The following is a 26,092-nucleotide window of genomic DNA, read 5'->3' as shown; positions in this document are numbered from 1 at the left end:
GTGTTTCAGCCCTCAGAGCGCCTGCCGCGCAGCCCATTCATCGGGCGTCACGATCAGGCCGGGAAACTCGTCGCGCAGTGCCAGAAGATCGCCATCACCCGTGATGAGCGCCCGGGCCCGGCCCACATGCGCCAGCACCAGGAACACCTGGTCCTTGTCGTCCCGGCACAGCGGCAATGCAGGCCAGGGCTGCGGCAGTGTGACGACATCGGCCCAGGGCAGGAAATCCTCCAGCAAGGCCTGTTGCTCGGCCGTTGACAGCTTGAACTTCGGATAGGCGAGCACACGCAGCAGTTCGCTGGCCGTTTCCCTGCAGACCAGGGGCTGCAACTGCTGTTGCTGCCAGGCCCGGCGTATCCACGCAAGGCGGCCGGAAGTGAACAGCAATGCCGAGAGCACGACGTTGGTGTCCAGGACGACACGCATCATTTGCGCGCCCAGGAGGTCGCCTCCTGCACATCCTCTTCGGTGATGCCCATCTGCTGCAGCTTGTCGCGGACGGCCTGTGCGCGCTGGACGCGCTGCAGGTGCACGGGCGTGAGCACGATGCGGCCGTTTTCCACGGCCACCTCGAAATACTCGGTGGCCTCCACCTCGGACACCACGGCCTTGGGCAGGGTGATCTGGTTCTTCGACGTCAATTTGGCAAGCATGGCCGGCTCCTGCAAATCAGAGAAAACACGGAAATCTTACTTCCTTACTTCATTCCTCTGCGTCTCACCGGGTTTCTTCACCTGGCGAGGCTGGCCCGCTCAGTCCACTCACGCCGTTCAACCCGCTGTCCGCCGTCACCAGCACGCCCGCCGAAACAATGTAGTCGGCCGCGCTTTCGATGTCGCCGCGCAGCGCCTCCTTGGCGGCGGGCGCATCGCCGCGCCGCAGGGCCTCGACCAGGCGCGCGTGGTGGCCGACCGCCACCTGTTCGCTCACGCGGCGCGAGCCCGAGCGCATGTCGTGGTTGAGGATGGGGCCTATGCGCAGCCACAGCGCCTCGATCATCTGCAGCAGCATGGGCATGCCGGCCGCGCTGTAGACGGCGAAGTGGAAATCCTTGTTGAAGGCGATGAGCCGCGCGCCGTCCGGCGAGGCGCTGGCCATCTCGGCCGCAAAGCGGTCCTGCAGGGCGGCGATGCGTTCCAGCCCGGCGGCCGGCAGTTGCCGGGCCGCCTGCTCCGTGGCCAGGCCTTCGAGGTTGACGCGGATGCGGGTGATCTCGCGGAAGGCGCTTTCCGTCATCAAGGGCACGCGCAGCGCGCGGTTGGGCGTGAGTTCCAGCGCCTGCTCGGCCACGAGCCGGTGCACGGCCTCGCGCACGGGCATGACGCTGACGCCCAGCGCGCTGGCCGTGGTGCGCAGCGAGATCTGCTCGCCCGGAATCATCTGGCCCGTGATCAGCAATTCCCTGAGCTGTGCATAGACATCGCTGCTGAGGGTCTGCCGTTTGAGTGGGGTGACTAGTTCGTTGATGGCCATGGCGGCGATGGTAGCGCGGCGCCGCCGCTGTCATGCCTCATAGGGTATTCACCATATTTGATCTGTGATCACAGATACAAAATCCAAACCCAACCCGAATCCCTTTCACCTTTGTTTGAGTTCCCAAGGAGTCCCCGCATGTGGAAAAACGATCTTCTGGCCGGCCAGCGCGTCCTGGTGACGGCGGGCGCCGCCGGAATCGGCCTGGAAATCAGCCGCGCCTTTGCCGAGGCCGGCGCGCGCGTCATGGTCTGTGACGTGGCCCAGGCCAGCCTGGATGCGCTGGCTGCCGCCCTGCCCGGCGCCAGCGGCCGTCTGGCCGATGTGTCGGATGCCTTGCAGGTGCAGGGCCTGTTCAAGGCCGTGGACAACGAGTTGGGCGGCCTGGACATCCTCGTCAACAACGCCGGGGTGGCCGGCCCCACGGGCGCGGTGGAGACGCTGGAGCTGGCCGACTGGCAGCGCACGCTGGATGTGAACATCACCGGCGCCTTCCTGTGCACGCGGCTGGCCGTGCCCCGGCTTCGGCAATCGGCACGCGAGGGCCGGCAGGCGGCCATCGTCAACCTGTCTTCGGCGGCAGGCCACCTGGGCATGCCGGGCCGCTCGGCCTATTCGGCGTCCAAGTGGGCGGTGATCGGCCTGACCAAGTCGCTGGCGCTGGAGCTGGGCGCCGACGGCATCCGGGTGAACGCCATCCTGCCGGGCGCCGTGGACGGCCCGCGCATCCGCGATGTGATTGCCGCCAAGGCGCAGGCGCGCGGCCTGCCGCTGGAAGACGTCACGCGCAGCTACACGCACCAGGCCGCGCTGGGCCGCATGGCCACGGCGCGCGACATTGCCAACATGGCCGTGTTTGCCGCCAGCCCGCTGGCCGGCCATGTCACGGGCCAGGAACTGGCCGTCGATGGGCTGACCCAGGCGCTTAGCTGAGCGCCCTCTCCTCCTCCCCTCCTCTCGCCTTTTCACCGTTTGCAAGGACCTTCCATGGCCACCCGCACCAAAGCCATCATCACCTGCGCGCCCACGGGCGCCATCCACACGCCCAGCATGTCGCCCCACCTGCCCGTGACGGCCGAGCAGATTGCGCGCGCCGCCATCGATGCCGCCGAGGCCGGCGCCGCCATCGTGCACCTGCATGCCCGCGATCCGCGCGACGGGCGCCCTTCGCAGGACCCTGAGCTGTTCCGCCCCTTTCTCAAGGCGATCCGTGCCGAGTGCGATGCCATCGTCAACATCACCACGGGCGGCAGCCCGCACATGACGGTGCCAGAGCGCATGCGGCCCGTGACCGAGTTCCAGCCCGAGTTGGCCTCGCTGAACATGGGCTCGATGAACTTCGGCCTGTTCCCCATGCTGGAGCGCTTCCCGAACCTGGAACACGCCTGGGAGCGCGAGCACCTGGAAAACAGCCGCAACTTGGTCTTCAAGAACACCTTTGCCGATATCGAAGGCATCCTGCGCCTGGGCCAGGCCCAGGGCACGCGCTTCGAGTTCGAGTGCTACGACATCAGCCACCTGCACAACCTGGCGCATTTCGTGGACCGGGGGCTGGTGCAGGGGCCCGTGTTCGTGCAGTCGGTGTTCGGCATCCTGGGCGGCATCGGCGGCCACCCGGAGGACCTGATGCACATGCGGCGCACGGCCGACCGCCTGCTGGGCAGCAACTACCAGTGGTCCATCCTGGGCGCCGGGCGCAACCAGCTGCCGCTGGCCACCATGGGCGCGGCCATGGGCTCGCATGTGCGCGTGGGGCTGGAAGACTCTCTGTGGATAGGCCCGGGCCAGCTGGCCACCTCCAGCGCCGAGCAGGTGCGCCGCATCCGCACCGTGCTCGAGGCCCTGAATGTCGACGTCGCCACGCCTGACGAGGCGCGCCGGATGCTGGGCCTCAAGGGTGCGGCCAACGTCGCCTTCTGAACCGCCTTCCCGGGCCAGCCCCCATGCCACCGAACAGGAGACTCCCATGCAGATCGATATCGTCGCCGACCTCAAGACCACGCTGGGCGAAGGCCCGCTGTGGGACGTCGGGCAGCAGCGCCTGTACTGGATAGACAGCTTCGACGGCCGCATCTTCCGCTGCACGGCCGACGGGCGGGAACTGCGCGCCTGGGAAGTCGGCCAGAAGATTGGCTCCATGGCACTGCGCCGCGACGGCCGCTCGGCCCTGGTGGCGCTGCACGGCGGCGTGCACACGCTGGACCTGGAAAGCGGCGAGCTGGAGCTGGTCGTCGCCCCCGAGCCCCACCTTCCCGGCAACCGGCTCAACGACGGCAAGGTGGACCGGCAGGGCCGCTTCGTCTTCGGCTCCATGGACACCCTGGAGGAGCAGCCTTCGGCACGGCTGTACCGGCTGGACACGGACCTAAGCCTGCATGTGCTGGACGAGGGCATCATCTGCTCGAACGGCCCGTGCTGGAGCCCGGACGGCACGACGCTCTATTTCTCGGACACGTGGAGCGGCGAGATCCGCGCCTACGACTACGACACGGCCACGGGCCATGCCAGCGGCCGCCGGACCTTTGCCCCGGTCGACACCAGCGGTGGCGGCGCGGCCGACGGGGCCACGGTCGATGCCGAAGGCTGCCTGTGGCAGGCCCTGGTGTACGCAGGCCAGCTGGTGCGCTACACGCCGGACGGCCGGGTGGACCGGGTGATAGAGATGCCGGTGCGCAAGGTGACCAGCGTGATGTTCGGCGGGCCCGGGCTCGACACGCTGTACGTCACCTCCATGGGCAAGCCGCCGTTGCCGCGTTTCCCGGGCGACGGCCAGTCCCGTGGCGCGCTGTTTGCCGTCAAGGGGCTGGGCGTGCGTGGCCTGCCCGAGCAGCGCTTCGGCGCCTGAGCACGGAGCCGGGCATGCAGGCCCGGAGCCTTCGCACCGCGACGCCGCCCGCCCCGCGAAGCGGCGCCTTCATCCACACAACAATGAAACGGCACCCACCGCTGGTGCCCGGGAGACCGCCATGGCCCAGGCCCCGCGCGCTTCGCTGCGCCAGATCCACCGCTATTCATGGGTATCCCTGCTGGTCTGCTGGCTGATCTGGGTACTGAATGCCTACGACCGCGAGATCGTGCTGCGGCTGGGGCCGACCATCTCCCGGCACTTCGGCCTGTCGGCCGACGAATGGGGCACGGTGGCCACCATCGTGATGCTGGCCCTGGCCGTGCTGGACATTCCCGGCGCGATCTGGAGCGACCGCTACGGCGCGGGCTGGAAGCGCGCACGCTTTCAGGTGCCCCTGGTGCTGGGCTATACGGCGCTGTCGTTCGCCTCGGGCTTCAAGGCGCTGAGCGGCAGCCTGGCGGGCTTCGTGGCGCTGCGCGTCGGCGTCAACCTGGGCGCCGGCTGGGGCGAGCCCGTGGGCGTGAGCAACACCGCCGAGTGGTGGCCGGTGGAGCGGCGCGGCTTCGCGCTGGGCGCCCACCACACGGGCTATCCGGTGGGCGCCATGCTCAGCGGCCTGGTCGCCGGCTTTGTGCTGTACGCCTTCGGCGAGGAGAACTGGCGCTATGTGTTCTTTGTCGCGCTGGTCGTCGCCATCCCGCTGATGTGGTTCTGGGCGCGCTACTCCACGCCGCAGAAGATGGAACTGCTGTATGCCGACATCGCCGCCCGGGGCATGACCCCGCCGCAGGCCAGCGTGGCGGCGCAGGTGGAAAAAGGCCAGGCCTGGCGCACCCTGCGCAGCACGCTGGCCAACCGCAGCATCGCCCTGACGGCTGGAAACACCCTGCTCACGCAGGTGGTCTACATGGGCATCAACGTGGTGCTGCCCGCCTACCTCTTCAACATCATGGGCCTGTCGCTGGCCGAATCGGCAGGCATGAGCGTGGTGTTCACGCTCACCGGCATCGTGGGTCAGCTGGTCTGGCCGGCTCTGTCGGACGTGATCGGGCGCCGCGTCACCCTGGTGATCTGCGGCCTGTGGATGGCCGCCAGCGTGGGCGCCTTCTACTTCGCCGACACCATGGCCCTGGTCGTGGTGATGCAGCTGCTGTTCGGCCTGGTCGCCAATGCGGTCTGGCCCATCTACTACGCGGTGGCCTCGGACTGCGCCCAGCCCGCGGCCACCTCCACGGCCAACGGAATCATCACCACCGCCATGTTCGTGGGCGGCGGCATCGCGCCCGTGCTGATGGGCAGCCTGATCGCCCTGGGCGGCGGCTGGACCAGCCCCGGCGGCTATGCCCTGTGCTTCGTGGTCATGGCCGGCTGCGCGCTGGGCGGCGTGGCCCTGCAGCTGGGCACGCGCGGCAACGCCGCCTCCACCGCCACCGCCTGACTCCGCTTTCATCCACCCATCTTTCCAAGGATTTGCCATGGTCCATCACCCATCGCCCTCCCCTGTTCACGCGCCGCCCGCACGGCCGCAGCCTGCCGCCGGCGACAGGCAGTCGCTGCTCAATGCCCGCATCTTCCGCAGGCTGATGCCGCTGCTGGTGCTGTCCTATGTGATCAGCTTCATAGACCGCACCAATATCGCGCTGGCCAAGTCGCACATCGAGGTGGACCTGGGCATCTCGGCGGCCGCCTACGGCCTGGGCGCGGGGCTGTTCTTCCTGAGCTACGCCCTGCTGGAAGTGCCCAGCAACCTGATCATGCACAGGGTGGGCGCGCGGTTCTGGATCACCCGCATCATGGTGACCTGGGGCCTGCTGTCGGCCGGCATGGCCTTCATCACCGGAGAGACCTCGTTCTACGTGATGCGCGTGCTGCTGGGCGCGACCGAGGCGGGGCTGTTCCCCGGCGTGATGCTCTACCTGACCTACTGGTTCGGCCGCGAGGAACGGGCCCGCGCCATCGGCTACTTCCTGCTGGGCGTGTGCATTGCCAACATCCTCAGCGGCCCCGTGGGCGGCGCGCTGCTGCAGATGGACGGTTTCCTGGGCTGGCACGGCTGGCAGTGGATGTTCGTGATCGAGGGCCTGCCCGCCGTGGCCCTGGCCTGGGTGGTCTGGAAGAAGCTGCCCGACGGCCCGGCCAGCGCGCCCTGGCTGACGGCCGCCGAATCGCGCGAGGTACTGCAACGCCTGCAGGCCGAGCAGGACCAGCAGGCCAGCGCCGGCCAGGTGGGCCACTCGCTCCGGGACTGCCTGCGCGACCGCCAGATCTGGCTGGCCATCCTTGTCTACTTCTGCCACCAGATCAGCATCTACACGGTGATCTTCTTCCTGCCCGGCATCATCGGCACCTACGGCCAGCTCTCGCCGCTGCAGATCGGCACGCTCAACTCCGTGCCCTGGATTGCAGCGGCCATCGGTGCGGCCTGGCTGCCGCGCTTTGCCACCCACCCGCAGCGCTGCCGGCGCATGCTGCTGGCGGGCCTGGGCACCATGGCTGCAGGCCTGCTGCTGGCGGCGCTGGCGGGCAAGGCCTCGCCCGCGCTGGGGCTGCTGGGTTTCAGCCTGACGGCGCTGATGTTCTTCGTGGTGCAGTCCGTCGTCTTCCTGTTCCCGGCTTCGCGGCTGGCGGGTGCGGGGCTGGCGGGCGGCATTGCCCTGGTCAATACCTGCGGACTGGTGGGCGGCTTCATCGGCCCCACCGTGATGGGGATGATCGAACAGGCCACGGGCAGCACGCGCAACGGCCTGTTCATCATGGCGGGCCTGCTGGTGGTGGCCGCCCTGGCATCGACCCGCCTGCGGCAGGGCCAGGAGACACGGTGATGACAGCGCTTTTGCCACGGCAGGCCGCGCTGTAGGCCAATCTCCTGTATGCGGGCCTGCCGGCTGCCCGCCAGCGCGTCCCGGACCTTGGCAAGCGGTTTTGCGGCGCTAGGATGGACCGAACTCCATTTAGCGGCCCCCTGCGCCATGACCGACACAGCGACCGACAGCTCCCCCACGCCGGCCTCCAAGCCCACACCCCGCCCGCCGCGCCGCCGCTGGCTGCGCATCCTCGTGTGGATGGTCTCGGCACTGGTGCTGCTGCTGGCGCTGGTCGTGGTCCTGATTGCCACCTATGACTGGAACCGCGCCAGGCCCTGGATCAATGAGCGGGTCAGTGAAAGCACCGGCCGGCATTTCGCGATTGAAGGCGACCTGCGGGTGCAATGGAACTGGCCCCAGCCGCTGGACCAGGGCTGGCGTCACTGGATTCCTGGCGTCACCGTCCAGGCCGAGCAACTGACGCTGGGCCAGCCCGAAGGCTGGCAGGTGGAGCAGGAGCCGGCCAAGGGCAGTGGCGAGCTGCCTGCCCTGCCTGCGCCGCCCGACCAGTTGAACAAGGGCCGCCTGCCCGAGGAGAAAGCCAAGGAACAGCCCAGGGGAAAGGCGAAGGACAAGGGCACGGACAAGGACGAAGGCAAGGACAAGGACTCGCAGGCCAGCCCTTCCGCGCCCAGTATCGACAGCGACAGCATCGTCCTGGCCGACGAAAAAATGGCCCCCCCCCCGCGCGACGCCGCCACCATGGCCACGGCAGCCCGCGCCACGGCCAGCCTGCGGCTGTGGCCGCTGCTGGGCCGGCACGTGCTGCTGGACCATCTGCAGCTCGAAGGGCCTGACCTGGTCTTTGCACGGCGCAAGGACGGCAGCAACAACTGGACTTTCAAGCGCCCCGAGTCCACCGGTCCGCGCTGGCGCTTCCAAGTGACGCAATTGAGCCTGCGCGGCGGCCTGGTGGGCTGGAGCGATGGCGTGCGCCAGATGGCAGTGCGCGCACGCCTGGACAGCCTTGTACGGCCGCCCAGTCCAGACTTTCCGTATGGCATGCGCGTCGGCCTGACCGGCCGCATCGCCAAGGCCACGGTCGAGGCCCAGGGCCTCATCGGCCCCGTGCTGGACCTGCAAAGCGAGCAGGCACGCTTTCCGGTCAAGCTGTGGGCCCATGCGGGCAGCCTGCGCGCACGGGCCGAGGGCATTCTCGACAATCCCAGGGCACTCAAGGGCATGGACCTGCAGGTGCACCTGCGCGGCTCCAGCATGGCCGACCTGTTCCCACTGACCGGCCTGCTGCTGCCGCGTACACCGCCCTTCGACACCAACGGCCATCTGGTCGGCAGCCTGCAGCCCGGCCGCGCCGAGTGGGACTACGAAAACTTCGAGGGCCGCGTGGGCCAGAGCGATCTGCGCGGCTCGCTGCATTACGCATCCGGCAAGCCCCGGCCCAAGCTCAGCGGCGAGCTGGCATCGCGCAAGCTGCGCCTGGCCGACCTGGGGCCGGTGGTAGGAGCACCGTCCACCAGGCAGGACCAGAAAAGCCGGCAGGCGGCCAGCGGCAAGACCCTGCCCACGCAGCGCTTCGACACGAGCAAGTGGAATGCCATGGATATGGATGTGCACTTCCAGAGTGACCGCATCGAGCGTCCCCAGGCCCTGCCCATCGAGAACTTCAGCGTACATGCCGTCATGGACAACGGTGTGCTGCGCCTGGCGCCGCTGCGCTTCGGCATGGCCAAGGGCAAGCTGGACCTGCAGGCCATGGTGGACAGCGGCGCCAAGCCGCCCAAGGCCAACCTCCAGGGCAAGGTCCAGGGGCTGCAGCTGTCGGCCCTGTTCCCCGAGATCGAATTGATGAAGAAAAGCCTGGGCAGCATGGATGGCGCCATCGCCCTGGAGGGCCGAGGCCAGTCCATGGCCGAATGGCTGGGCACCAGCTCCGGCGACATGCGCCTGTATGTGCGCGACGGGCGCTTCAGCAAGCAACTGCTGGACCTGGCCGCGCTCAACCTGGGCAGCGTGGTGGTGACCAAGCTGTTCGGTGCCGACAAGGAAGTCCAGCTCAACTGCGCCGTGGCCGACCTGTCCGTGCAGAACGGCCTGGCACGCACGCGCAACGTCAAGTTGGCGACGCCGGAGGCGATCGTGGAGGCCACAGGCCAGATCAGCCTGGCGCAGGAGACCATGGATCTGCACATCAAGCCCGAATCGCTGAAGTGGAAGTTCTTCTCGCTGCGCACGCCCCTGTATGTGCGCGGCAGCTTCGCCAACCCCAAGGTGGGCGTGGAGCCCGGCCCGCTGCTGCTGCGTGCGGGCGCGGCCGTGGCCGCCGCCGTGGTGGCGCCCGCCGCCCTGGCCCTGGTGCCGCTGACGGTGCCGGCTGCCGAGGAAGATGCGCAATGCCAGCGCCTGCTGGCAGACGCCGGCAAGAAGTAGGAAGGCCTGCCCGGCCTTCAGCTGCAGCGCGCCCTGGGAACGCCACGAACGGCCGTCCCCAGGCGCTGGCCAGCAAGACCATGATCACCGCGCGCCTATGTGAGCCGGGGCTTGGGCCAGCGTGCAGTCTGGCAAGAGTGGCAACGCCGACCGTGCGAGCCATCAGTACCATGAGGGCCACAGCCGTTGCGAACGGCGGCGGCGCACAGTGCATATGACCCGCCCCGCTGTAGCAGGCCATGCATTGCGTATTTCCCCTTAGCCCCATCGCGGCGCAGACCGTTGATTTCGCTTAACCTTCGCCGTTAACCCGCTTTTGCCGTGCCCAGCCCTTCTCCCATGTCCTCCAAAGTCCAGTTCCGCCTGCGCGTATACAACGACAGCACCATTGCCATCGGACCCGGCAAGGTGCAGTTGCTCGAATCCATCGCCGAGGCGGGCTCCATCTCGGCCGCAGCCCGTTCGCTGGGCATGTCGTACCGGCGCGCCTGGGTGCTCGTGGACGAGATGAACCGCGCGCTGCAGACGCCGGCCGTCAACACCAGCGCAGGCGGCGCCCATGGCGGCGGCGCCTCGCTCACGGCCACGGGCGAGGCCATCGTCAGGCATTACCGCTCCATAGAAACCACGTCGCGCATGGCGGCTGCGGCCGATATCGCAGCGCTGACGCGCCTGCTCAATCCCCAGGGCACCGCCAGCGCATGAGCGATGCCGCCGCGCAAGCCATAGGCTGCCGCCCCATCGGCCATGTGCGCAGCCGCTTCACCGATCCGGTGGGCATGCCCATACAGACGGCAGGCGCGGCCGACGAGGCAGGCCGCGTGGAGCTGCTGCCCGAGTTCGAGGCCGGGCTGCGCGACATCGAAGGCTTTGACTACCTGATCCTCATCACCCACCTGCACCAGGCCGTGGAAAAGCTGGAAGTCGTGCCCTTCATGGACGACAGCAGCCACGGCGTGTTCGCCACGCGCGCCCCGGCGCGGCCCAACCGGCTGGGCCTGTCCATCGTGCGCCTGGTGCGGCGCGAAGGACTGCTGCTGCATTTCCTGGGCAACGACATGCTGGACGGCACGCCCGTGCTCGACATCAAGCCCTACGTGCCCAGGCTGGATGTGCGCCAGACCGAGCGCATAGGCTGGTTCGGCAAGCGTATCGACCAGATGCCGGACATCCGCGCCGACGCCCGCATGGCCTGAGCCTGCTTCGGCAACAACGGCAACAGCCCTCAGTGGAAATTGCGGCTTGCCACGCCGGCGCCGCCCAGACGGCCCAGCCAGCGGCTCATGTCGCGGGCGCGGTGCACGATGAGATGGCGCACGGCGGGCACCTCATGGCTGGCCTGCTCTGCAGGCACTGACTCGCCGCAGTCCTTGCCGCCGCCCCAGTCCGAGCTGCTTTGCCAGATGCCCTCGACCGCCAGCAGCCGCGCGCCCAGCAAGGGCTCGCCCCAGCGCGTGACGGTATCGGGCCAGACCACCAGGTTGACCGTGCCCGTCTCGTCCTCCAGCGTGATGAAGACCGTGCCCTTGGCCGTGGGCGGGCGCTGGCGCACGGTGACGATGCCGCAGGCCCGCACGCGCATGCCCGCCAGCGTGTCGCGCAGCTCCAGCGCCGTGCGCAGCCCGTGGCGGCGCAGGCGGTCACGCAGCAGGGCCAGCGGATGGCGGCGCAGGCTCAGGCCCGTGGCCGCGTAGTCGAACAGGATTTCCTCGCCCTCGGGCGCGGCGGCCAGTTGCACGGGCGCCTCGTGCACGGGCACGCCCGCGAACAGCGGGGGCTGCACCTGCAGGGCCGCCGCATCCCACATCTGCTGGCGGCGGTGGCCTGACAGGCCCTGCAGCGCATCGGCCGCCGCCAGGGCCTGCAGCTCGGCGCGCTGCAGCCGGGCGCGCAGGGCCAGGTCCTCGGTGCTCCTGAACGGCGCCTGCGCGCGGACCTGGGCCACGCGCTCGCCCGAAGTCTTGGGCAGCTGCGCCACCATGCACAGCCCCAGGCGCACGGCCGGCTGCGGCAGCTCGACGCCGGCAATGCGCTCGTGCGGTGCCTCCAGCGTGCAGTCCCAGTCGCTGTGGCGCACATCGACGGGCAGCACGCGCACGCCGTGCCGGCGCGCATCCTGGATCAGTTGCGAGGGGGTGTAGAAGCCCATGGGCTGGGCATTGAGCAAGGCCATGAGGAAACAGGCCGGCTCATGGCGCTTGAGCCAGGCGCTGGCATAGGCCAGCATGGCGAAGCTGTAGGCATGGCTTTCAGGAAAGCCGTATTCGCCAAAGCCCAGCATCTGGCGGAAGATGGCCTGGGCAAATTCGGCGCTGTAGCCGTTGGCCAGCATGCCGTCTATCAACGGACGCTCGAAGCGGTGCACGCCGCCCTTGCGCCGCCAGGCCGCCATGGAGCGGCGCAGCTCGTCGGCATCGCCCGCCGAGAAGTTCGCCGCGATCATGGCGATCTGCATCACCTGCTCCTGAAAAATGGGCACGCCCAGCGTGCGCTTGAGCGCCTTCTCGAGCGCAGGCTTTTCCAGAACCAGCTCGCCGCCCTGCCGCCGACGCTCGCGCGCCTGAAGATAGGGATGGACCATGCCGCCCTGTATGGGGCCGGGCCGCACGATGGCGACCTCGACCACCAGGTCGTAGAACTCGCGCGGCTGCAGCCGGGGCAGCATGCTCATCTGCGCCCGGCTCTCGATCTGGAAGGTGCCCACGGTGTCGGCGCGGCAGATCATGTCGTAGGTGGCCGGGTCGTCCTTGGGGATGTCGGCCAGCTCCCAGCGCGGGCCGCGCAGCGCGGCGCGCGCGTGCAGGCTGCCGCGCAGCACGGTGAGCATGCCCAGGGCCAGCACATCGACCTTGAGCAGCTTCATGGTGTCCAGATCGTCCTTGTCCCACTGGATGACCGAGCGGCCCTGCATGGCGGCCGGCTCCACGGGCACCAGCCGCGTCAGCGGCCCGTCGGTCAGCACAAATCCGCCCACATGCTGGCTCAGGTGGCGCGGGCTGTCGCGCAGCTGCAAGGCCAGCTCCAGCCACAGCCGCGCACGCTGGGGCGACAGTTGCGGGCAGTCGTCGCCCAGCCGCTCGCGCAGCCGGGCCAGGCGCAGCAGCTTGGAGCGCACCCAGCCCAGGGCGGGGTCATCGGGTTCGGGCTCCGGCTCGGCCGCCTGGTCCTCGGCATCGCTGAACCAGTGGTGCTGCCGGGCCATGGCGTCGATCAGCGCCGCATCCACGCCCAGGGCCTTGCCCGCATCGCGCAGCGCACCGCGCGTGCGCCAGCAGCTGACCACGGCCGTCAGCGCCGCACGGCCGCGGCCGTATTTTTCGTAGATGTACTGGATGACGGTCTCGCGCCGCGCGTGCTCGAAGTCCACGTCGATATCTGGGGGCTCGCTGCGCTCGCGGCTGATGAAGCGCGCCATCAGCAGCGTGGTCTTGTTCGGATCCACGGCCGTGATGCCCAGGCAATAGCAGACGGCCGAGTTCGCGGCCGAACCGCGCCCCTGGCACAGGATGCCTTCGCTGCGCGCATAGCGCACGATGTCGTGCACGGTGAGAAAGTACATCTCGTAGCGGCATTCGGCGATCAGCTCCAGCTCATCCTTCAATTGCTTGGCGACCGATTCGGGAATGCCTTGCGGATAGCGCCCTGCCGCTCCCTGCCAGGTATGCCAGGCCAGGGTCTGGCGCGCGTCCATGCCGGGAAGCACGCTTTCCTGCGGATAGTGGTAGCTGATCTCACTGAGCTTGAAATCGCAGCGCGCGGCAATCTGCAGGGTTGCATCCAGCATGGCGCGCGGATAGATGCCGCCCAGCCGCAAGCGTGAGCGCAGATGGCGCTCGGCATTGGGATGCAGCTCGAAGCCGCATTCGGCCACCGTGCAGCCCAGGCGCAGCGCCGTCACCAGGTCCTGCAGCGGCTTGCGCGAGCGCGCATGCATGTGCACGTCGCCGCATGCCACGCAGGACAGGCCCAGTAACCCTGCCACGTCCTGCAGGCTTTGCAGCCACAGGCTGTCGTCGGGCGCCAGCAGCAGCTCCACGCCCAGCCAGCAGCCCGGCCCCAGCTGCGCCACGGCGGCCTGCACGGCCTGGGCGATGGCGGGCACATCGCCGGCTGGAAGCAGCGCGCGCTGTGGCAGGACGATGCATTCGCAGCCTTCACGCAGCAGATGCCAGGGGCTGTCGGCATCGACCAGGTACCGGCCCTTGTCGGCACGGGCGCGCGCTGCGCTGATGAATTCGCAGAGGTTGCCCCAGCCGTTCAGATCGCGCGCCAGCGCCACCACGCGCAGCGGGCCCCAGGCAAATTCGCTGCCATGGATCAGGGCCATCTCGCAGTCGCGCGCGGCCTCGAAGGCCCGCACAGCGCCGGCCACCGAGCATTCGTCGGTCAGGGCCAGCGCCTGGTAGCCCAGGGCCTTGGCGCGCTGCACCAGTTGGGCCGGCGAAGAGGCGCCGCGCAGAAAGCTGAAGTTCGACAGGCAGTGCAGCTCCGCATAGCCGGGCAGGCCCGGGCCCGATGCCATGCCGGACACCGGCCCGGTGGCCTGGGGCGGGGGCTGCAGCCGCTGCAGCTGCGGGGGCGGCGGCTCCAGCAGGATGTCCTGTTCAGCCATAGATGCCTTGCGCAAACCAGGCGGCGGGCGACAGCAGGGCCGGCATGCCTGGCAGCCGCTCCGATGCAGGCGCGCGCTCGCGGTAGATCCAGACATGGCCGACAGCCGCGTTGCTGGCCACGAAATAGTCACGCACGGCCAGCGCCGCATCGGCCTGCGGCTCCCCCCACCAGCCGGCCTCCAGCCGATAGGGGCCGGCCAGCAATTGCAGCGGCCCCTGCCAGCAAGGGCGGCTGCCCTGCAGGAGCAGGGGCTGGGGCGGATCAAGCAGCCAGGGCGGCAGCAGGCCCTGCCAGGGGTTGGCCGCCTTGCGCGCGTGCGCGGGCCGCCGCGGTGCCTGCGGGGTCTGCAGGGCCTCGCAGGCCGGGGTCCAGCGCTGCATGGCCTCGGGCCGGTGGTCCGATTGCAGCTGCGCCACCCGCACGCCCTGCGCGCCACGGCGGGCCGAGACGCGCTCCACCCATTCATGCCAGGCCATGCCGCTGGCCGCGCCTGCCCCATCTGCCGCGCCTGCCGCCTCGCCCAGCGGCGCCGGACCGGGCGCGGCCGGTGGCAGGCAACTGCCGGCATCGGCCGCGAAAGGCGCGGTGTCCAGCGCCACCAGCTCCAGCATGTCCGCAGGCGCGCGCCAGGGCGTACGGGCCAGGCGTTCGCGCAGCAGGCGCTCCATGTGCTCCAGCGCCTGGGCGGGCCGGGCCGTGCGGATGTCCAGCGCTTCCCAGGCCGGCAGCTGCGTGCCGTCCACGCGCCGCAGATCGTGGTGCCAGCGCAGTTGCAGGCCCAGCACGCCCTGGTGGCGGGCCTGCAGCCAGGCCTGCAGCGCACGCAGCAGGGGCCGGGCGGCCTGCAGCAGGGCCTGGGCGTCGCTGGCCGGATAGCCCAGGTCGGCGCGCAATGCAAAGTGTTCGGGCAGCTCCAGCCAGTCCAGCGCATGGGGGCTGCTGCCATAGGCCTGGTCCAGCGCCAGCAGGGCCGGCAGCCCGATGCGCCGCGCCAGGCCCGCGCGCGGCAGGGCGCGCAGCTCGCCCCAGCGGCGGCAGCCCATGCGCTCCAGGGCCGGCGCATGGGGTTCGAGCGCGGGCAGGGTCCAGATCGGCAGGGCATCGGCAGGCGGCCAGGGCTGGCGCAGGCCGTCGCCCTGCATGCGCCAGCGCAGACGCGCCAGCGCCTGCCAGGCCGTGGCGGCCCGGGCCCAGACCGGCATCTGCGGGCTGCCTGCCTGCCCTGTGTCAGGCTGCTGTTCACGCAGAGCGCGCAGCAGGCCCAGCAGCATGGACTGGCGGCCGCCCCACAGGCGCTCCACGCTGCCCACCTCCATCAGCGCCACGGCCTGCCCTGCCCCGTACCAGAGAGCCACGCGCGGCGTCCAGCGCAGGGCCCACCAGGCCTGCTGCGCGCAGGCACTGCCTTTGCCATCACTGTCGCCGTTGCCCTGGCCATCGCCCTGCGCGGCATGCAGCGGCCAGGCAATCCAGTGCAGTGCTTGATTCGGCTGTGCCATGGCATCTCATCCCAGGGTGTGCGCTGCCGCCTGCAGGGCGGGCGCCTCGGCGGGCAGCAGTTGCCCGTGTCCATGAAGCCAGCGCTGCGCCTCGCCCGCCTGCCGGGTGCGCCGCAGGGCCTGGGCCTGCAGCACGTCCTGCCAGGCCCAGTGGTGCAGCGGCAGTTTCAAGGGATGCTCCAGCGCAGGCCCCCGGCGCTTGAGCAACTGCACGCGCAGGCAGGCTGGCGTGCCGCCTTCGCCCGGCTCCCCCAACTCTGTCTCCACGCGCAGCCGCAGCGGCGCGGGCGAGGCCACCGTCTGCAGGGCGGCCGAGGCCTCGCGCCACAGCCACAGAATGCGCCCCTGCGCAGCGGCCGCCCATTGCAGCCGGCGCAGCGTGGCCATGGGCAGACCGGCCGGCAGCCAGGCCAGCACGGCCAGCACGTCGCGGCAGCGCAGTGCCTGCTCACAGACCCAGGCCAGCCCTGCCCCATCGCCTGCCGGGTGGGCGCCGGGGTGGGCGCCCGGGTGGGTGTCGGCCTCCACGCAGCACAGCCGGTGCGCCGCCACGCCCGCCGCTTCCAGTCCCGGTGCAAAAGGCCTGCAAGGCGGCGCCACCAGCACCACCTGGCCCGCGCTGCGCTGCATCAGGGCCGCCAGGCCCGGCAACAGCAGCGGCCATTCGGCATGGCCATGGGCGGGCTGCAGCAGCTCGACCATGGCGCCCAGCGGCCAGCCCCCGCCCGGCAATTGCGCATCCAGCAGCGCATGGCCCGAAGGCTGGACGCGCTGCTGCAGCGCCTGCTGCCAGCCATCGCCACGCCACACGCCCTGCAACTGAGGCAGCACACGCGCCGCGCCCGCCATGGGGGCGGGCTGCGCAGGTTGGGAGGCGTGGGGCGTGGTCATGGGGAAAATCTCAAATACTGTATGAATATACAGCACTCTTGATTTCCGAGAGATCCACGGATGTAAAAAAGCCGGGCAAGCCCGGCTGTCTCAGTGCGCTGGCGCTCTCGCTGCGCCACCCGCTGGGGGTGTGGCGTCGATCTGCATGCAGGCTTCGCACCATTGCGCGACCGCCGTGTCCACGGCGTGGGTGCGGGCGTTGATGGCGGGCCAGCGGCGCAGGCAGGCGTTGACGATGGCCTGCAGCTGCCACAGGGCCTCGCGGCTGAGCAGGGCCAGCTCGCTCATGCCCTGCACGTCGTCCTTGAGGTAGGCCAGCAGGTCGGTCTGCTGGTTCGGGTGCAGGCCGGCCTCGGCCAGCTGCTTTTGCAGGCTGCCGATGCTGGAGTCGATGTAGACGGCCGCCTGGTGGTCGGGCATGGCCTGCCAGCGCTCGGGAAAGGCCTGGCTGAACGTGTCCCACATCTGGAAGGCGGCCGACAGCGCTGCCACGCTGTGCGTGACCTCGGCCTGCAGCGGCGGCAGCGGCGTGCCCGGCGAGATCTCGTCGTACAGCAGCGGCAGCAGGATGCCGACCAGATCGGCCGGATAGCGGCGGTGGTTCATGCGCAGCATCAGCGACAGGCGCTGGCCGGGCAGGTCCTGAAATTTGTCGAAGAAGGCCGAGACCACCTCGGCCAGCAACAGGATACGGCCCATTTTGGAGATGGCTTCGCCATGCACGCCGCGGGGATAGCCCGTGCCGTCCATGCGCTCGTGGTGCTCGAGCACGGCCATTTCCACGTCCTGCGAATACGCGCCCGCGCCCCGCATGATGAGCATGCCCGTGACCGAGTGCGCCACCAGGTGCTTGCGCTCGGCGCCCGTGAGCCGGTAGTTGGGGTCGGTCCAGGCCGGGTCCATGTAGAGCATGCCCACATCGTGCAGCAGGGCCGCCGTGGCCAGCGGGCCGCATTCACGCTCGCTCCATTCGCTTTGCAGCGCCAGGTAGACGGCCACCAGCATCATCTGCAGGCTGTGGGCGAACAGCTCGGGGCGCTGCTCGCGCATGACCGTGAGCTTGAAGGCGATCTGCGGCGGCAGCACCATCAGGCGCAGCGGCGCCAGCAGCCGGTCCGTGCCGCCCAGCGACTGCACCAGGCGGCGCATCAGGTCCACGGTCTCGCATTGCACCATGGCCTGGGCCTCGATGGCCAGCACGTCCACGCGGTTGTCCACGCCCAGGTGCTTGTCGATGGGGTCGCGCAGCTTGTGCTTGACCAGGCGCTCGTACATGTTGCTGTCGATGCGCGCGCCCTTGTCCACGAGCTTGACACCCTTGTCGTTGAAGATGGGCTCGCCGGTCACCACGTTGCAATGCTCGGCCATGTCGGTGACGGCGCGCAGGAAATGCACGCCCTCGTCCTTCCATCCCTGCGCTGTCGGTGGATTGCGCACGGCCGCGACATCCGTCATAGAGGCTCCCATTGGCTCGAAATCTGAAATATAAGCAAAAGAGCCCGCGCAAGGCGGGCTCTCGTCGCGCAGGCCTGCACCAGGCAGGCACTGCACAGCACGGCAACATCAGCGAATCAGCGTCACGCCGGTCTTGGACTGGATGTCCTCGAAGCTCACTTCGGGGGCCAGTTCCACGAGCTTCAGGCCCTGCGGCGTCACGTCCATCACTCCCAGGTCGGTGATGATACGGTCCACCACGCCCACGCCGGTCAAAGGCAGAGTGCAGGCGGGAAGAATTTTGAGGTCGGTCGTGCCGTCCTTCTTCTTTGCCACATGCTCCATGAGCACGATGACGCGCTTGACGCCCGCCACCAGGTCCATGGCGCCGCCCATGCCCTTGACCATCTTGCCGGGGATCATCCAGTTGGCCAGGTCGCCCTTCTCGGACACCTGCATGGCGCCCAGGATGGACAGGTTGATCTTGCCGCCGCGGATCATGGCGAACGACTGGTCGCTGCCGAAGATGGACGAGCCGGCAATCGTCGTCACGGTCTGCTTGCCGGCGTTGATCAGGTCGGCGTCCACGGCATCCTCGGTCGGGAAGGGGCCGATGCCCAGCATGCCGTTCTCCGACTGCAGCCACACTTCCTTGTCACCCGTATGGTTGGCCACCAGGGTGGGAATGCCGATGCCCAGGTTGACGTAGAAGCCGTCTTCGAGTTCTTGGGCCGCGCGGGCGGCCATCTGGTCTTGGGTCCACGGCATGGTCAGGCTCCTTGTTTTTCTGTGATGGTGCGCTTTTCGATGCGCTTTTCGGGGTTCGGGTTGTGCACGATGCGGTGCACGTAGATGCCGGGCAGGTGGATGTCGTCCGGTGCGATCTCGCCGACCTCGACCACCTCCTCCACTTCCACGATGCAGACCTTGCCGGCCGTGGCGGCGGCAGGGTTGAAGTTGCGCGCCGTCAGGCGGAACTGCAGGTTGCCGCTCTTGTCGGCACGGTGGGCCTTGACCAGGGAGACATCGGGCACGAGCGAGCGCTCCATCACATAGGTCTCGCCGTCGAACTCGCGCAGCTCCTTGCCCTCGGCCACCATGGTGCCCACGCCGGTCTTGGTGAAGAAGGCGGGAATGCCGGCGCCGCCTGCGCGCAGCTTCTCGGCCAGCGTGCCCTGGGGCGTGAATTCCAGCTCCAGCTCGCCGGCCAGGTACTGGCGCTCGAACTCCTTGTTCTCGCCCACATACGACGAGATCATCTTCTTGATCTGGCGCGTCTCCAGCAGCTTGCCCAGGCCAAAGCCGTCCACGCCCGCGTTGTTGGAAATCACCGTCAGGCCCTTGACGCCGCTGTCACGCAGCGCGTCGATCAGGGCCTCGGGAATGCCGCACAGGCCGAAGCCTCCCACAGCCAGCAATTGCCCGTCGGCCACGACGCCCTGGAGCGCCTGCTCCGCAGAGGGGTAGAGCTTTTTCACACATGTCTCCTTCAGATTGGATGCGCTACGATACTACGTACTTGCATAGGTAGTTTTTCGTAAAGATTTGCCCATGGATATAGATTACAGGCTGGCGTTCGAGGCCGCCCCCGTCGGTCTCGTGATCTCGCGCAACCGCACCATGATCGACTGCAACCGCCAGGTCTGCGAGATGTTCGAGGCCTCGCGCGAGGTGCTGATCGGCCAGACCTTCCAGATCCTCTACCCCAGCGCCGACGAGTATGAGCGGCTGGGCGCGCGCATCGCGCCCATTCTCAATGCAAGGGGCTTTTATTCGGACAACCGCATCATGAAGCGCGCCAACGGCGAAACGTTCTGGTGCCATGTCACGGGCCGCACGCTGGACCGCAGCGACCCGCATGCCTCGGGCATCTGGAGCTTCGAGGACCTCAGCGCCCAGCGCCCCGTCAAGGCCGAACTCACGGGGCGCGAGCGCGAGGTGGCCGCCCGCCTGCTGGAAGGCCTGACCTCCAAGGAAATCGGCCGCGCCCTGGCCATCAGCCACCGCACGGTGGAGATCTACCGCGCACGGCTGATGCGCAAGTACGGCGCCTCCACGGCCGCCGATCTGGTCCACAAGCTGGTCTCTGGCTGACAGGGCGACGGCCTACACGGGCCGTATCCGCCCGCGCAACACAATGCCTTGGCAAAAAGCATGCCCGGCACGACGCAGGCGGGGTGCGGTGAAATTTTTTGGCTATGGCGCAGTTGAGATTTGCCAATCGCCAAAGTCTTGCCGCATCCATAGAACGAAACAACAATAAAAGCAATTCGATAGCACGCAGCTATTGATTTTCCAAGCGCCGCGCTGCCTGCGTGCAAGCCGGCGCCGCTACCACCCCTCGATCAAGGAGAGACCATGACCCACAAGCTCACCACCGCCGCAGGTGCCCCGGTTGCCAACAACCAGGACTCGCTCACGGCCGGCCCGCGTGGCCCGATGCTGCTGCAGGACCTGTGGCATCTGGAAAAAATGGCCCACTTCAACCGCGAAGTGATTCCCGAGCGCCGCATGCACGCCAAGGGCTCGGGCGCCTTCGGCACCTTCACCGTGACGGGTGACATCACGCGCTACACCCGCGCCAAGGTGTTCTCCGACATCGGCAAGCAGACCGAAGTGTTCGCGCGCTTTTCCACCGTGGCCGGCGAACGCGGCGCGGCCGACGCCGAGCGCGATATCCGTGGCTTTGCCGTCAAGCTCTATACCGAGGAAGGCAACTGGGACCTGGTGGGCAACAACACGCCGGTGTTCTTCTTCCGCGACCCGCTCAAGTTCCCGGACCTGAACAAGGCCGTCAAGCGCGACCCCTACACCAACCTGCGCTCGCCCGAGAACAACTGGGACTTCTGGACCGGCCTGCCCGAGGCGCTGCACCAGATCACCATCGTCATGAGCGACCGGGGCATTCCGCGCGGCTACCGCCACATGCATGGCTTCGGCTCGCACACCTACAGCTTCATCAACGCCAGCAACGAGCGCCACTGGGTCAAGTTCCACTGGGTCTGCCAGCAGGGCATCGAGAACTTCACCGATTCCGAGGCGGCCTCCGTCGTCGCCTCCGACCGTGAAAGCAGCCAGCGCGACCTGCTCGAGGCCATCGACCGCGGCGAGTTCCCGCGCTGGAAGCTGTGCGTGCAGATCATGCCCGAGCATGAAGCCGAGACCTACCGCTTCCACCCCTTCGACCTGACCAAGGTCTGGAGCAAGAAGGACTACCCGCTGATCGAAGTGGGCGTGATGGAGCTCAACCGCAACCCGCGCAACTACCACGCCGATGTGGAGCAGGCCTCGTTCACGCCGGCCAACCTGGTGCCGGGCATCGGCCCCTCGCCCGACCGCATGCTGCAGTCGCGCCTGTTCTCGTATGGCGATGCCGCGCGCTACCGCCTGGGCGTGAACCACCACCAGATCCCCGTGAACGCGCCGCGCTGCCCCTACCATGCCTACCACCGCGATGGCGCCATGCGCGTGGACGGCAACTACGGCGGCACCATCGCCTACGAGCCCAACACCAAGGGCGAGTGGCAGGAGCAGCCGGCCTTCGCCGAGCCGCCGCTGGCCCTCAACGGCGCGGCCGACCGCTGGAACTACCGCGAGGACGACGCCGACTACTTCACCCAGCCCGGCGACCTGTTCCGCCTGCTCACGCCCGATGCGCAGCAGCGCCTGTTCGAGAACACGGCGCGCAACATCGCCGGCGTGTCCGAGCACATCGTGCAAAAGCACATAGCGCACTGCACCCAGGCCGACCCGGCCTACGGCAAGGGCGTGGCCGATGCCATTGCCCGCCAGAAGGCCGGCACGCTCTGACCGGCTGACGCCCACGGCAAAACGCCCCCGAAACTTCGGGGGCGTTTTTCATGGCACGCCCTGCCCTCAGGCCACGGCCTTGAAGGCGGGAAGCTTGTCGCCCAGCCGCTTTCCCATCTCCGTGCCCAGGGCCTGCAGGCCGCTCATGGGGCGCACCATGACCTCGAATTCCCGGATCAGCCCCTGCTCGTCGAAGCGGATGAAGTCGATTCCCTTGAGGTTCTTGCCGCCCACGCTGGCGCTGAACTCCAGCACCACGTCCAGGCCGTCATCGCTGGCCATCTGGCGGTGGTAGGTGAAGTTCTCGAAGACCTGGACCACGGTGGACAGCGCCAGCATCAGCGCGGCTGCCGAGGCATAGGGCGTGTTGGCCATGGGCGAGCGGAACACCGCATCGGGATGGACGATGGTGTGCAGCTCGCCCAGGTCGCTGGCGGCAACCATGCGATGCCACAGCTCCAGGGAGCGGGCGACTGCGGGATGGGCGTTCTTCGGGGGCTGGGACATGCTTGTCTCCTGGTGGTTGAGGTGGAAAACGGAATCGGGCGGCGCCCTCAAAGGCTGGCCGCCAGCGTGGTGCCTTGCAGGATGGCGCGCTTGGCGTCGAGTTCGGCCGCCACGTCGGCGCCGCCGATCAGGTGCACGCTGCAGCCCGCCGCGCTCAGGGCCGCATGCAGCTCGCGCTGCGGCTCCTGGCCCGCGCAGAGCACGACGTTGTCCACCTCCAGCAGTTGCGGCTGGCCGTCCACGGTGATGTGCAGGCCGGCGTCGTCGATGCGTTCATAGGCCACGCCCGAGCCCATGGCCACGCTGCGTGCCTTCAGCGAGGTGCGGTGTATCCAGCCCGTGGTCTTGCCCAGCTGGTCGCCCACCTTGGTGGACTTGCGCTGCAGCAGGTGCACGCGGCGCGGCGAGGGCTCGGCCTGCGGCTGCGCCAGGCCGCCGGCCTGGGCGTAGTCCGTGTCTATGCCCCACTCCGCATAGAACTTGCGGGGCGCCAAGGCGCCGCTGTCGCCGGCATGGGTCAGGTACTCGGCCACATCGAAACCGATGCCGCCCGCGCCGATGATGGCCACGCGCTCGCCCACGGGCCTGTCGCCCTGCAGCACGTCCAGGTAGCCGAGCACCTTGGGATGGTCCACGCCGTCGATGGCGGGAACGCGCGGCCGTATGCCCGTGGCCAGCACAATCTCGTCATAGCCGCCCTCGATGAGCTGGGCCGCATCCACGCGGTGGCCCAGTCGCAGCGCCACGCCGCCCAGCTCCAGCTGGCGGCGGAAGTAGCGCAGCGTCTCGTGGAACTCCTCCTTGCCGGGCACCTTCTTGGCAATGCTGAACTGCCCGCCGATCTCGCTGGCCGCATCGAACAGCGTCACCGCATGGCCGCGCTGCGCCGCGGTGACGGCAAAGCTCAGGCCCGCCGGGCCGGCGCCCACCACGGCGATGCGCTTGGCGGCGGGCGCGGGCGCAATCACCAGCTCGGTCTCGTGGCAGGCGCGCGGGTTGACCAGGCAGGAGGTGATCTTGCCGCCAAAGGTATGGTCCAGGCAGGCCTGGTTGCAGGCAATGCAGGTGTTGATCTCGTCGGCACGGCCCTGGCGTGCCTTGCGCACGAAGTCGCCATCGGCCAGCAGCGGCCGGGCCATGGAGACCATGTCGGCATAGCCCTCGGCCAGCAGGCGCTCGGCCACTTCGGGCGTGTTGATGCGGTTGGAGGTGATCAGCGGGATGCCCACCTGCCCCATCACGCGCTGCGTGACCCAGGCATAGGCGGCGCGCGGCACCTTGGTGGCGATGGTGGGGATGCGCGCCTCGTGCCAGCCTATGCCCGTGTTCAGCAGCGTGGCGCCCGCGGCCTCGATGGCCTGGGCCAGCGCGATCACTTCCTCCAGCGTGGAGCCGCCCTCCACCAGGTCCAGCATGGACAGGCGGTAGATGATGATGAAGTCCCGCCCCACGCGCTGGCGCGTGCGCCGCACGATCTCCACCGCAAAGCGCATGCGGCCCGCGTAGCTGCCGCCCCATTCGTCATCGCGGTGGTTGGTGCGCGCAGCGATGAACTCGTTGATCAGGTAGCCCTCGGAGCCCATGATCTCCACGCCGTCGTAGCCCGCATGCCGGGCCAGGGCTGCGCAGCGCACGAAGTCCTCGATGGTCTGCTCCACCTCGTCGCCCGTCAGCGCATGCGGCACGAAGGGGTTGATGGGCGCCTGCAGCGCGCTGGGCGCCACCAGCCCGGGCTGGTAGGCGTAGCGGCCGAAGTGCAGGATCTGCATGGCGATCTTGCCGCCCTCGGCATGGACGGCCTGCGTGACGATGCGGTGCTGGTCCGCCTCGTGTTCGTTGACCATCATGGCGCCGCCCTTCATGGGCCGGCCCCGCTCATTGGGGGCGATGCCGCCCGTGACGATCAAGCCCACCTCGCCACGTGCCCGTTCCGCATAGAAGGCGGCCATGCGCTCGAAGCCGTGGGGCGCCTCCTCCAGGCCCACGTGCATGGAGCCCATGAGCACGCGGTTTCTGAGCGTGGTGAAGCCCAGGTCCAGTTCGGCATTCAGGTGGGGGTAGTGGGTCATGCCTGTCTCGCTTTTTTATGCAACTGATTGCATGAATGTAGTCAGCCTCCTTTATTTATGCAACTGGTTGCGCAAAAAATTGCAGAAATGACTGCAGCGCTTGGCCGCGCCTCCATGCAGGCCCGTAAGATGGCGCCAAGCGCCAGTCCCTTTGTTGCCGATGTCCCTGCCACACGCCCTTCTCACCGCCTTGGTCGAGCACCCCTGCTCGGGCTCGGAACTTGCCGAGCGCTTCGACCGCTCCATCGGCTACTTCTGGAACGCCACGCACCAGCAGATCTACCGCGAACTCGCCCGGCTGGAAGAGGCGCAATGGATAGAGGCCCTGCCCGCCGAATCCGGCCGGGGCCGCAAGCGCCAGTACCGCATCCTTCCCACCGGCCGCAAGGAGCTCAAGCGCTGGGTGGCCGAGCAGGAAGACCCCAAGCCGCTGCGCGAGGAATGGATGGTCCGCCTGCGTGCCGAGGCGGTGGTGGGGCCCTGCGGACTGCAGGACGAAGTGCAGCGGCTGCTGGCACTGCACCAGGCGCAGCTGGACGTCTACCAGCGCCTGGAGCAGCGCGATTTCCTGGACAAGCCGCCCACGCGCGAGCGGCGGCTGCAGCACCTGGTGCTCAAGGCCGGCATACAGCAGGAGCAGCTGTGGATAGGCCTGCTGCAGGAAGCCCGGGAGATCCTGGACATGCCGGCCAGGCCCTGAGGAACGGTTGCGACGACTGAGACTGCCGAGACGGCTGAGAAGGTCGCGACGGCCGCCTCAGCCCTTGTTCAAGCCGTGCAGCGCCAGCCCCGGCGCCTCCAGCCGGGCACGCAGAATGCACCCGTGCGTGGAGTCCGTCACATACAGCGTGCGGCGGTCCACGCCGCCAAAGGCCAGGTTGGTGAGCGAGCTTCCCGGCACGCCGCGCAGCACCTGCACGGGCTCGGCCCGATGGTTGAGCACCCACACCAGGCCCAGGCCCGGGTTGGCCACCAGCAGCCGGCCCTGGTCATCCACGGCCAACCCGTCGGGGCCGCTGGGGCCGTAGGAGGTGAAGAACTGCCCCACCTTGGCCACGCTGCCATCGGGCAGCAGGGGCACGCGCCAGACGCAGTTGCCGCGCGTCACGGCCAGGTAGAGCACGCGGCCATCGGGCGACAGCGCCACGCCGTTGGGGCTGGGCACGTTGGCCAGCAGCAGGTCCAGCCGGCCGTCCGGACGCAGGCGGTACAGGCGGCCGCTGGGATCGTGCAGGCCGCTCTGGCCCTGGTCGGTGAAGTAGAGGTTGCCCTCGGCATCGAAGACCAGGTCGTTCACGCCCTTGAAACGCTCGCTGTTGCGCCGCTGCAGATAGGGGCTGACGCGCCCCGTGGCCACCTCCAGGCACATCAGGCCGTTCTTGTAGTCGGTGATCAGCAGCGTGCGCTCGTCAAGGAACTTCATGCCGTTGGGCTCGCCGTCGTACTCGGCCACCAGGGTCCAGGCGCCTTGCGGATCGATGCGGAAGACGCGGCCCCAGGGAATGTCGGCCACGTACAGGTTGCCGGCGCCGTCGAACACCGGCCCCTCGAGGAAGGAGTCGGTGACGGCGCCGCCCCGGTTGGCATCGGCCCACTCGCTGCGCTCGGGGCGGCGCAGGGCGTCGGGCATGGCGGTGAACGATTCGAGTTCGCAGACCTGGGGGGCTCGCAGCAGGAACATGGTGCTTGTCTTTC

Annotated in this window: 23 protein-coding genes; 11 read left to right on the top strand and 12 right to left on the bottom strand. The window is 68.7% G+C overall.

Annotation, left to right across the window (positions count from 1 at the left end; genetic code table 11):
* Nucleotides 1–12: 12 nt before the first annotated feature.
* From U6958_RS14665 to U6958_RS14655, 3 genes are all read right to left on the bottom strand, one after another.
* A complete protein-coding gene (locus tag U6958_RS14665) occupies nt 13–429 on the bottom strand; it encodes a putative toxin-antitoxin system toxin component, PIN family (RefSeq protein WP_016451596.1) in 417 nt (138 codons plus the stop codon).
* On the bottom strand, nt 426–653 hold the full coding sequence (locus tag U6958_RS14660) for an AbrB/MazE/SpoVT family DNA-binding domain-containing protein (RefSeq protein ID WP_016446243.1): 228 nt from the start codon (nt 651–653) through the stop codon (nt 426–428). Before U6958_RS14660 ends, U6958_RS14665 begins: the two co-directional genes overlap by 4 nt.
* Nucleotides 654–717: 64 nt before the next feature.
* A complete protein-coding gene (locus U6958_RS14655) occupies nt 718–1,473 on the bottom strand; it encodes a GntR family transcriptional regulator (RefSeq protein ID WP_016446244.1) in 756 nt (251 codons plus the stop codon).
* A 138-nt stretch (nt 1,474–1,611) separates the two neighbouring features.
* Here U6958_RS14655 and U6958_RS14650 point away from each other — a divergent pair, with 138 nt between their 5' ends.
* From U6958_RS14650 to tsaA, 8 genes are all read left to right on the top strand, one after another.
* Nucleotides 1,612–2,406, top strand: coding sequence for an SDR family oxidoreductase (locus U6958_RS14650; RefSeq protein ID WP_017403844.1), 795 nt, complete (start codon nt 1,612–1,614; stop codon nt 2,404–2,406).
* A gap of 54 nt (nt 2,407–2,460) precedes the next feature.
* Nucleotides 2,461–3,393: a 3-keto-5-aminohexanoate cleavage protein gene (locus U6958_RS14645; protein WP_046988027.1), complete on the top strand. Its 933-nt coding sequence runs from the start codon at nt 2,461–2,463 to the stop codon at nt 3,391–3,393.
* Between the two features lie 46 nt (nt 3,394–3,439).
* Nucleotides 3,440–4,318 carry an SMP-30/gluconolactonase/LRE family protein gene (locus U6958_RS14640; protein WP_017403842.1) on the top strand — a complete coding sequence of 293 codons (879 nt, stop codon included), beginning with the start codon at nt 3,440–3,442 and terminating at the stop codon, nt 4,316–4,318.
* A 121-nt stretch (nt 4,319–4,439) separates the two neighbouring features.
* Entirely contained in the window at nt 4,440–5,759 is a 1,320-nt protein-coding gene (locus U6958_RS14635) for an MFS transporter (protein ID WP_074921344.1), read from the top strand.
* A gap of 37 nt (nt 5,760–5,796) precedes the next feature.
* Nucleotides 5,797–7,143 (top strand): MFS transporter, encoded by a 1,347-nt coding sequence (locus U6958_RS14630; protein ID WP_074921345.1) that lies wholly within the window; start codon nt 5,797–5,799, stop codon nt 7,141–7,143.
* A gap of 147 nt (nt 7,144–7,290) precedes the next feature.
* A complete protein-coding gene (locus U6958_RS14625; protein WP_047474363.1) occupies nt 7,291–9,573 on the top strand; it encodes an AsmA family protein in 2,283 nt (760 codons plus the stop codon).
* 339 nt (nt 9,574–9,912) lie between these two features.
* Nucleotides 9,913–10,278: a winged helix-turn-helix domain-containing protein gene (locus U6958_RS14620; protein WP_016446251.1), complete on the top strand. Its 366-nt coding sequence runs from the start codon at nt 9,913–9,915 to the stop codon at nt 10,276–10,278.
* Complete coding sequence (gene tsaA / locus U6958_RS14615; protein ID WP_016451588.1) at nt 10,275–10,769, top strand: tRNA (N6-threonylcarbamoyladenosine(37)-N6)-methyltransferase TrmO; 495 nt, start codon at nt 10,275–10,277, stop codon at nt 10,767–10,769. Before U6958_RS14620 ends, tsaA begins: the two co-directional genes overlap by 4 nt.
* Nucleotides 10,770–10,798: 29 nt before the next feature.
* Here tsaA and U6958_RS14610 read toward each other — a convergent pair whose 3' ends face one another.
* The 6 genes from U6958_RS14610 to U6958_RS14585 all read right to left on the bottom strand — a co-directional run bounded on the left by U6958_RS14610 (nt 10,799) and on the right by U6958_RS14585 (nt 19,489).
* Nucleotides 10,799–14,185, bottom strand: a complete 3,387-nt coding sequence (locus U6958_RS14610; protein ID WP_074921346.1) for an error-prone DNA polymerase — start codon at nt 14,183–14,185, stop codon at nt 10,799–10,801.
* Nucleotides 14,178–15,686, bottom strand: coding sequence for a DNA polymerase Y family protein (locus tag U6958_RS14605; protein WP_016446254.1), 1,509 nt, complete (start codon nt 15,684–15,686; stop codon nt 14,178–14,180). The genes U6958_RS14610 and U6958_RS14605 overlap by 8 nt, the downstream gene beginning before the upstream one ends.
* Before the next feature lie 6 nt (nt 15,687–15,692).
* The gene (gene imuA, locus U6958_RS14600) at nt 15,693–16,577 is read right to left on the bottom strand and encodes a translesion DNA synthesis-associated protein ImuA (RefSeq protein WP_074921347.1); all 885 of its coding nucleotides are present in this window, start codon (nt 16,575–16,577) and stop codon (nt 15,693–15,695) included.
* A gap of 90 nt (nt 16,578–16,667) precedes the next feature.
* Entirely contained in the window at nt 16,668–18,032 is a 1,365-nt protein-coding gene (locus U6958_RS14595; RefSeq protein ID WP_061288148.1) for an HD-GYP domain-containing protein, read from the bottom strand.
* Nucleotides 18,033–18,140: 108 nt separating this feature from the next.
* Entirely contained in the window at nt 18,141–18,779 is a 639-nt protein-coding gene (locus U6958_RS14590; RefSeq protein ID WP_012206068.1) for a 3-oxoacid CoA-transferase subunit B, read from the bottom strand.
* Nucleotides 18,780–18,781: 2 nt separating this feature from the next.
* Nucleotides 18,782–19,489, bottom strand: coding sequence for a CoA transferase subunit A (locus tag U6958_RS14585; protein ID WP_016446257.1), 708 nt, complete (start codon nt 19,487–19,489; stop codon nt 18,782–18,784).
* Between the two features lie 73 nt (nt 19,490–19,562).
* Here U6958_RS14585 and U6958_RS14580 point away from each other — a divergent pair, with 73 nt between their 5' ends.
* Nucleotides 19,563–20,105 carry a PAS and helix-turn-helix domain-containing protein gene (locus U6958_RS14580; protein ID WP_016446258.1) on the top strand — a complete coding sequence of 181 codons (543 nt, stop codon included), beginning with the start codon at nt 19,563–19,565 and terminating at the stop codon, nt 20,103–20,105.
* A 264-nt stretch (nt 20,106–20,369) separates the two neighbouring features.
* Nucleotides 20,370–21,821: a catalase gene (locus U6958_RS14575; protein ID WP_016446259.1), complete on the top strand. Its 1,452-nt coding sequence runs from the start codon at nt 20,370–20,372 to the stop codon at nt 21,819–21,821.
* Between the two features lie 66 nt (nt 21,822–21,887).
* Here the strand turns inward: U6958_RS14575 and U6958_RS14570 are convergent, their stop codons facing one another.
* On the bottom strand, nt 21,888–22,328 hold the full coding sequence (locus tag U6958_RS14570) for a nuclear transport factor 2 family protein (protein WP_016446260.1): 441 nt from the start codon (nt 22,326–22,328) through the stop codon (nt 21,888–21,890).
* Between the two features lie 47 nt (nt 22,329–22,375).
* Nucleotides 22,376–24,397, bottom strand: a complete 2,022-nt coding sequence (locus U6958_RS14565; RefSeq protein ID WP_074921348.1) for an NADPH-dependent 2,4-dienoyl-CoA reductase — start codon at nt 24,395–24,397, stop codon at nt 22,376–22,378.
* A 160-nt stretch (nt 24,398–24,557) separates the two neighbouring features.
* On the opposite strand from U6958_RS14565, the gene U6958_RS14560 reads away from it, so the two are divergent.
* Nucleotides 24,558–25,097, top strand: a complete 540-nt coding sequence (locus tag U6958_RS14560; RefSeq protein ID WP_016446262.1) for a PadR family transcriptional regulator — start codon at nt 24,558–24,560, stop codon at nt 25,095–25,097.
* A gap of 57 nt (nt 25,098–25,154) precedes the next feature.
* On the opposite strand, the gene U6958_RS14555 is transcribed toward U6958_RS14560, so the two are convergent.
* Entirely contained in the window at nt 25,155–26,078 is a 924-nt protein-coding gene (locus tag U6958_RS14555; protein ID WP_074921349.1) for an SMP-30/gluconolactonase/LRE family protein, read from the bottom strand.
* Nucleotides 26,079–26,092: the final 14 nt, after the last annotated feature.

This window comes from Delftia lacustris (genome assembly GCF_040267515.1).
Taxonomy (GTDB): domain Bacteria; phylum Pseudomonadota; class Gammaproteobacteria; order Burkholderiales; family Burkholderiaceae_C; genus Comamonas; species Comamonas tsuruhatensis.
Note: the sequence above shows the minus strand (reverse complement) of the source record. Positions and strands in the feature narration are given on the sequence as shown.